This window comes from Aeromonas sp. QDB34 (genome assembly GCF_027705405.1).
GTDB classification, from domain to species: Bacteria; Pseudomonadota; Gammaproteobacteria; order Enterobacterales; family Aeromonadaceae; genus Aeromonas; species Aeromonas hydrophila.
Genome location: NZ_JAPDBT010000010.1, coordinates 122,964 through 130,469, shown reverse-complemented (window position 1 = coordinate 130,469; position 7,506 = coordinate 122,964). Strand labels below are relative to the sequence as shown.

Sequence of the window (7,506 nt, the reverse complement as noted above, 5' to 3'; positions counted from 1 at the left end):
ATGAGCGCCCGTAGCTCAGCTGGATAGAGTACCTGGCTACGAACCAGGTGGTCAGAGGTTCGAATCCTCTCGGGCGCACCATACAGAAGACAGCCTCGACCTTGGTCGGGGCTGTTTTTTTATATGGCATTTCACCGGAAGGGCTGACACGGCTCAGCTCGCGGTATCTTCCCGTTTGGCTCGACAGCCGTCATCCGTCTCGGCCTCAGGCCAACAACAGCGTGACGAAGGCTGCTATGCCTGCATGACGCACTCCCCTGTCGTGCACCCTTGCCATCTTCTCCCCCTCATGCTCGCGCCATCGCGTCGTATAGCCGTCTTTTGGCCTGATGCAATCCTCCACCCTCCTTTGTGATTGCTGCGTCCGGATGGGCGCAGAGGCGGTTTGCGGGCAATAAAAAAGGCTCTGTCCCAGTTATGTGTTGAAAGGCTAACCTTGAAGTAGGTCATGACCTTGAGGGCCTCCATCATGGATACCCAAGCCTTTCAACAGCTACTGTCCCTCTTCCCATTACTCACTTTGCGTCAGCGTCGTCTCGCGCAACATGAACTCACCACCCCTCATCCCATCACCTCGTTGGCCACTCAACTCCCCGTATGCCAATGTTGCCCTCACTGCCAGGCCGTAGCCACACTGCTGGCCCCCTGGGGCTGGTCTCGAGGACTGCGCCGTTATCGCTGCAAGCAGTGTTTGCGCACCAGTTCCGTTCTCACTAACACGCTTCTCGCCCGACTTCGCAAGCCACAATGCTGGGAAGACTATGCACAGGCCCTCATCGACGGTCTGACCGTCCGACAAGCCGCCTTCCGCTGCGGAGTCTGCAAAAACACCGCCTTCTTGTGGCGTCACCGTTTCCTGAAAGCCATGGCAACCCATCAGGCGGTATGGGAAGAGGGTATCGTCGAGGTCGATGAGACCTTCTTCCTGGAGTCATTCAAAGGACAGCGCGGATTACCCCGCCCGGCCCGCCATCGTGGCGGCAAAGGCCGTAACCGAGGCACAGGGCCGGATTACATCCCGGTGATGGTGGTGCAAGACAGAGCAGGCCACTTGGCCGACTTCCAGTTGGAACGGCTGAATGCCAGGGCGGTGAAGGCTGTGCTTGAGCCGCTTATCGCCCCGGATGCCGTCCTGTGCAGCGATGGTGCCGGGGTGTATGCCAGTTTCAGCGAGAGGCAAGGGATAACACATCAAGTGGTGCGCAACCGTGCGGGAGAGCGGGTGGTGGGTACATATCACATCCAACATGTGAACGGGTACCACAGGCGATTGAAGGAGTGGATGGAACGGTTCCATGGGGTAGCGACCCACTATCTGAGGAATTATCTGGGTTGGCGAAGGATGTTGGAGCGCTATGGGCGGGAAGTGAATATCTCACGTTGCTTGCATGAGGCGCTGGGGCGCCCCATGCAACACGTAATTGGGACATAGCCATAAAAAAGGATGCCGCAGCATCCTTTTTCATCCCCGTGGTGCGGGATCAGCTTTTCAACCACTTGCGAATGCGGTTGGCATCGCCGACCGGGGTGCGTTTGCCCACCGAGTTGAGCAGCACGATGGCCAGCTCGCGGTTGTCCGGCTTGGCGCGCATCAGCAGGCAACGGCCGGCCTCGTCGGTAAAACCGGTCTTGGAGAGGCGCACATCCCAGTCCGGGTTCTTCACCAGCGGGTTGGTGTTGTTGAACATCAGGCTGTAGGCAGGGGTGCGAAAGCGCATGTCCTTGCTGGTGTCCTGGGTGAACTCGCGGATCAACGGCTGGCGATAGGCGGCGGCGATGAGCTTGGCCAGATCCTGGGCGGTGGAGACGTTGCGAGTCGACAGGCCGGTGGAGTCATAGAAGCGGCTGTTGCGCATGCCCAGCTGCTTGGCCTTGTTGTTCATGGCCCGCACGAAGGCGGGGCGTCCACCGGGATAGTGACGGGCCAGCGCCGAGGCCATGCGGTTCTCCGACGACATCAGCGCCAGGTGCAGAGCATCGCGGCGTGATACCTGGGTGCCCATGCGCACCCGTGAATAGGTGTGCTTGATGGCGTCTCTGTCGTTCTGATCGATAGTCAGGGTCTGGCCGAGATCCTGGCGGGCATCCAGCACCACCAGTGCCGTCATCAGCTTGGTGATCGAGGCGATGGGGCGCACCCGGGTGGCATTCTTCTGGTACAGGGTCTTGCCCGTACCGACATCCATCACCAGCGCGCTGCTCGATTGCAACTGCAGTTTGGCCGGGTTGGGGGCAGCCAATGCTGCTGGCAATCCCAGCAGTCCAACCAATGCATAAACCAGCGCCATAGCGCTAACCCGACACCGCATACTACCGACTCCATTCACGTCGAAAAAAAGGCGCTAGATTCACTCATTTTTACCCTCGCTTGACAAGAGTGCCAGCGGGTAAATCGCCATTATTTAGCTAAAAAAAGGGCCATCTTGCGATGGCCCTGTGTATTTGTCTCAATCCCGTGGCGCACTGGCTTTGCGTTTGCTCAGCCAGCGCCAGATCAGCGCGATGAGACCGCCGACCAGCAGCACGATCGGCAGGCAGAGAATGATGCTGAGGAACTGGGACTGATACTCGGACGCCAGCTTGGTGTGGCTCAGGAAGTAGCCAAAGCCGACCAGCGGGCAGATCCACATGATGGAGCTGACCAGATTGACGATGAGAAAGCGCCCCTGCGGCAGCTCGGTCGCGCCGACGATATAGGGGTAGGCGGTGCGCACGAAGGCGATGTAGCGGGCGGTGATCAGGGTCACGATGCCGTATTTGTCGAGCAGGTAGTAGACCTTCTGCTGGTGCTTCTCTTCCACATGGGAGAGCAGCCGGTGGTAGAGCTGGGTGTGGCCCAGGAAACGCCCCTGCATGTAGCCGAGCCAGGTGCCGACGAAGGTGGCCAGGATCAGCAGTGGGATCACCCCAAGGGAGAGCACGTCCTGATAGATGAGCACGCCGGTCAGGATCAACAGGCTGTCGCCGGGCAGAAAGGCGGTGGGGATGAAGCCATTCTCCAGCACCAGAAACGTCAATAACACGCCGCAGACCATGAAGGCCATCTTGGGATCGGATAGCGTCACCAGATCCTGATGCATAAAGGCGTGAGCCAGTTGGTAAAACTGCTCCATAGTTGCAAACTCCGCAGGTTAGCTGGGTTGATCAAGCAAGGGCATGGCCAGCACCTTGTCGATGCGCAGACCATCCATGTCAACAATTTCCAGTTGCCACTGTTCCAGCGTGACCAGATCTCCGGTCTGGGGAACACGGCCAAGGAGCAGCATGATAAGCCCTCCGAGGGTGTGATAGTGATGTTTTTCTTCTTCTGGTAGCCGAACCAGTCCCAGACAGTCCTTCAGCTCAGGCAGCGGAATGAGGCCGTCGAGTAGCCAGCTGCCGTCGGTACGCTGGAATGCCCAGTTGTCGTCGCCGTCCTCCTGCTGGAAGTCGCCAGCCAGGGTCTCCAGCAGATCCTGCTGGGTAACCAGCCCCTGCAGCTCGCCATATTCGTCCACCACCAGCACCATGTGCTCGGAGTGGGTACGGAAGTGGTTGAGCAGCTCGAGGCCGTTGAGGGTCTCCGGCAGCAGGCTGCCATCCTGGGTCAGCGCCGCCAGATCGATGGGCTCCCCCTTGATGTAGGCGTGCAGCACCTTGCTGACGTTGATGATGCCCACCAGTTCCGACAGGCTGCCGTCACAGACCGGGAAGAAGCTGTGGCGATACTCCACCAGTCGCTGCAGGTTCACCTCCAACGGCAGGGCGAGGTCGAGATAACGGATGTCGCTGCGCGGCACCATCAGTGACGAGAGGCTGCGCTCGTCGAGGCGGAACACATTGCGCAGCATGGTGTGCTCATGATCCTCGATGATCCCGGCCTCGGAGCCTTCCACCAGCATGGCGTGGATCTCCTCCTGGGTCACGTTGGCGCCGCCGTCCTGGCTGACGCGCAGGATGCGCAGGCTGGCCTTGGTGGAAGCCGACAACAGCCAGACAAAGGGGCGGGTGAGCGCCGCCAGCCACATCATGGGGCGGGCTACCAAGCAGGCGATGCGTTCGGCGCTGAGCTGGCCGAGCCGCTTGGGCACCAGCTCGCCGATGACGATGGAGAGATAGGTGACCACCACGATGACCAGTACGGTGGCGAGCAGGCTGCTGCTCTTGGGGGCCATGCCCCACTCCTGCAGCCAGAGCGCCAGTGGTTGGGCCAGCAGGGATTCGCCGTAGATACCGTTGAGCAGACCGATACTGGTGATGCCGATCTGCACTGCGGAGAGAAAATGGGTCGGATCTTCACTCAGTTTGAGGGCGATGGCGGCAGAGCGGCTCCCTTCGCTGACCATCTTGCTGAGGCGGGCCTTGCGCGCGGTGACGATGGCGATTTCCGACATGGCGAAGACGCCATTAAGCAAAATCAATCCAAACAGGATCAATATTTCCATACTGCAACAGCACTCCGAGTAGAAAAGATCGCTGGCAGTGTAATGAATTTGGGGGCGATGCGCTTGTGAAAGCGGGTGATTTGGCTCGCTAATTTTGCATGAAGAAGCGCAAAAAGCGCGGGGTGGCGGCGGACGGGCAATAAAAAGCCCCCTGCAGGAGGGGGCTTCTACCAAGTCAAATCCGGCTTACAGCGCGGCGATCTCGGCCTGCTGGGCTTCCAGCTTGGTCAGCTGGAGACGGTAATCTTCCAGCTTCTCGCGCTCCTTGATGATGACCGCTTCCGGCGCCTTGGCGACGAAGGCTTCGTTGCCGAGCTTGCCTTCGATGCGGCCGCACTCGCCCACCAGACGGGCAACCTCTTTGGCCAGACGAGCCAGCTCGGCATCCTTGTCGATGAGACCGGCCATCGGGATCATCAGCTCGGTCGCACCGATCAATTTTTTGACCGACAGCGGGGCGGTTTCACCGTCCGCCAGTACGCGGATAGATTCCAGACGGGCCAGCGACTTGAGGAAGGCCTCGTTGTCAGCGGCGCGCTGGGCATCCTTGGCATCGCACTGGAGCAGCACATTGAGGGGCACGCTCGGCGCCACGTTCATCTCGGCGCGGATGTTGCGGATGCTGACGATGAACTCCTTCACCCACTCCTGATCCGCCATCGCGGCTTCGTCCACCTTGGCAGCGTCGAACTCCGGGAAGGCCTGAATCATGATGGTGTCGGCGTGTACGCCAGCCAGCGGGGCGACCGATTTCCAGATGGTCTCGGTGATGAACGGGATGATCGGGTGTGCCAGACGCAGCAGGGTCTCGAGGACGCTGACGAGGGTGTGGCGGGCAGCGCGCTGCTCGGCCTCGGAGCCCTTGGTCAGTACCGGCTTGGTCAGCTCCAGATACCAGTCACAGAACTGGTTCCAGATGAATTCGTACAACACCCCGGCCGCGATGTCGAAGCGGTAGGTATCGAGGGCGGTGCGGAAGTCACGGATGGCCACTTGCAGCTGGGATTGGATCCAGCGATCCGCCAGGCTGAACTGCATTTCGCCACCGTTGAAGCCACAATCCTGATCTTCGGTGTTCATCAGCACATAGCGGGAGGCGTTCCACAGCTTGTTGCAGAAGTTGTTGTAGCCATCCAGGCGCTTCATGTCCCAGTTGATGTCACGACCGGTAGAGGCCAGCGCCGCCAGGGTGAAGCGCAGGGCGTCGGTACCGTGGGCTTCGATCCCTTCCGGGAACTGCTTGGCGGTACGCTTGCCGATCTTCTCGGCCATCTGCGGCTGCATCATGTTGCCGGTGCGCTTCTCCAGCAGGTCTTCCAGCGAGATGCCGTCGATCATGTCGAGCGGATCCAGCACGTTGCCCTTGGACTTGGACATCTTCTGGCCTTCTTCGTCACGAATGAGGCCGGTGATGTAGACGGTCTTGAACGGGACTTGCGGCTGGCCGTTTTCGTCCTTGATGAAGTGCATGGTCATCATGATCATCCGGGCAATCCAGAAGAAGATGATGTCGAAGCCGCTCATCAATACGTCGGTCGGGTGGAAGGTCTTGAGTGCCTCTGTGTTGTTCGGCCAACCCAGGGTGGAGAAGGTCCACAGGGCGGAGCTGAACCAGGTGTCGAGCACGTCTTCGTCCTGACGCAGCACGGTCACGGACGGGATGCTGTGCTTGGCACGCACTTCGTCTTCGTTGCGGCCTACGTAGACGTTGCCGGCATCGTCATACCAGGCCGGGATGCGGTGACCCCACCACAGCTGACGGGAGACGCACCAGTCTTGAATGTCGCGCATCCAGGAGAAGTACATGTTTTCGTACTGCTTGGGTACGAACTGGATGCGGCCATCTTCCACCGCCTCGATGGCGGTCTTGGCCATCGGCGCCACGCGCACGTACCACTGGTCGGTCAGCATCGGCTCGATGGGCACGCCACCGCGATCGCCGTAAGGCTGCTGCAGCACGTGATCCTTGATCTCGGCCAAGAGGCCCAGCTCGTCCAGCTTGGCGACGATGGCCTTGCGGGCGGCGAAACGCTCCATCCCGGCGAACTCGGTCGGCAGGGCGGCGTCATAGGCGGTGCTGGGATTACCGTTGGTGTCGACTACTTCGGCCTCGGCACGCACGTGGGCGTCCAGGGTGAAGATGTTGATCATCGGCAGGTTGTGGCGTTTGCCCACTTCGTTGTCGTTGAAGTCGTGGGCCGGGGTGATCTTCACGCAGCCGGTGCCCTTCTCCATGTCGGCGTGCTCGTCTGCGACGATGGGGATCAGACGATTCACCAGCGGCAGCAGAATGTGCTGACCGATCAGCGCCTTGTAGCGCGGGTCTTCCGGGTTTACCGCGACGGCGGTATCACCCAGCATGGTTTCCGGACGGGTGGTGGCGACGATCAGGTGATCCTGGCCTTCGGCCGTCTTGGCGCCGTTGGCCAGCGGATAACGCAGGTGCCACATGTGGCCCTTGATCTCGCGGTTTTCCACTTCCAGATCGGAGATGGCGGTGTTGAGTTTCGGATCCCAGTTCACCAGACGCTTGCCGCGGTACATCAGGCCATCTTCGTAGAGACGGACGAACACTTCCTGCACGGCGCTCGAGAGGCCTTCATCCATGGTGAAGCGCTCGCGCTCCCAATCCACGGAGTCACCCAGACGGCGCATCTGGCGGGTGATGGTACCGCCGGACTCTTCCTTCCATTGCCAAATCTTGTCGATGAAGGCTTCCCGGCCGTAATCGTGGCGGGTCTTGCCCTCTTCTGCGGCGATCTTGCGCTCAACCACCATCTGGGTGGCGATACCGGCGTGGTCGGTACCCGCCTGCCACAGGGTGTTCTTGCCCTGCATGCGGTTGTAGCGGATCAGGGTATCCATCAGGGTTTGCTGGAAGGCGTGACCCATGTGCAGGCTGCCGGTGACGTTCGGCGGCGGGATCATGATGCAGAAGGAGTCTTTGCTGGTGTCGCCGTGGGGCTTGAAGTAACCCTGGGCTTCCCAGTGCTGATAGAGCGCCTGTTCGATGGCGTTGTGATTAAAAGTCTTTTCCATGGTCTCGCCGTATTCTGGATGGATGGATTCTGGTGTTGATTCG

The 7,506-nt window shown here is 60.1% G+C and carries 5 protein-coding genes and 1 tRNA gene; 2 read left to right on the top strand and 4 right to left on the bottom strand.

Going from position 1 to position 7,506, the window contains the following annotated elements; translation table 11 throughout:
• Window positions 1-4 precede the first annotated feature (4 nt).
• Together OKC29_RS14785 and OKC29_RS14780 are read left to right on the top strand one after the other, a co-directional pair.
• Window positions 5-81: transfer RNA gene (locus OKC29_RS14785), tRNA-Arg, on the top strand.
• A gap of 388 nt (window positions 82-469) precedes the next feature.
• Window positions 470-1,432 (top strand): IS1595 family transposase, encoded by a 963-nt coding sequence (locus OKC29_RS14780; protein WP_073352591.1) that lies wholly within the window; start codon window positions 470-472, stop codon window positions 1,430-1,432.
• A 49-nt stretch (window positions 1,433-1,481) separates the two neighbouring features.
• Here OKC29_RS14780 and pbpG read toward each other — a convergent pair whose 3' ends face one another.
• From pbpG to OKC29_RS14760, 4 genes are all read right to left on the bottom strand, one after another.
• Entirely contained in the window at window positions 1,482-2,309 is an 828-nt protein-coding gene (pbpG, locus tag OKC29_RS14775) for a D-alanyl-D-alanine endopeptidase (protein WP_011707427.1), read from the bottom strand.
• A 138-nt stretch (window positions 2,310-2,447) separates the two neighbouring features.
• Complete coding sequence (locus OKC29_RS14770; protein ID WP_016352045.1) at window positions 2,448-3,113, bottom strand: DedA family protein; 666 nt, start codon at window positions 3,111-3,113, stop codon at window positions 2,448-2,450.
• Between the two features lie 18 nt (window positions 3,114-3,131).
• Window positions 3,132-4,424, bottom strand: a complete 1,293-nt coding sequence (locus tag OKC29_RS14765) for a hemolysin family protein (RefSeq protein WP_029302168.1) — start codon at window positions 4,422-4,424, stop codon at window positions 3,132-3,134.
• Between the two features lie 186 nt (window positions 4,425-4,610).
• Window positions 4,611-7,463, bottom strand: a complete 2,853-nt coding sequence (locus OKC29_RS14760) for a valine--tRNA ligase (protein WP_145980028.1) — start codon at window positions 7,461-7,463, stop codon at window positions 4,611-4,613.
• Window positions 7,464-7,506: the final 43 nt, after the last annotated feature.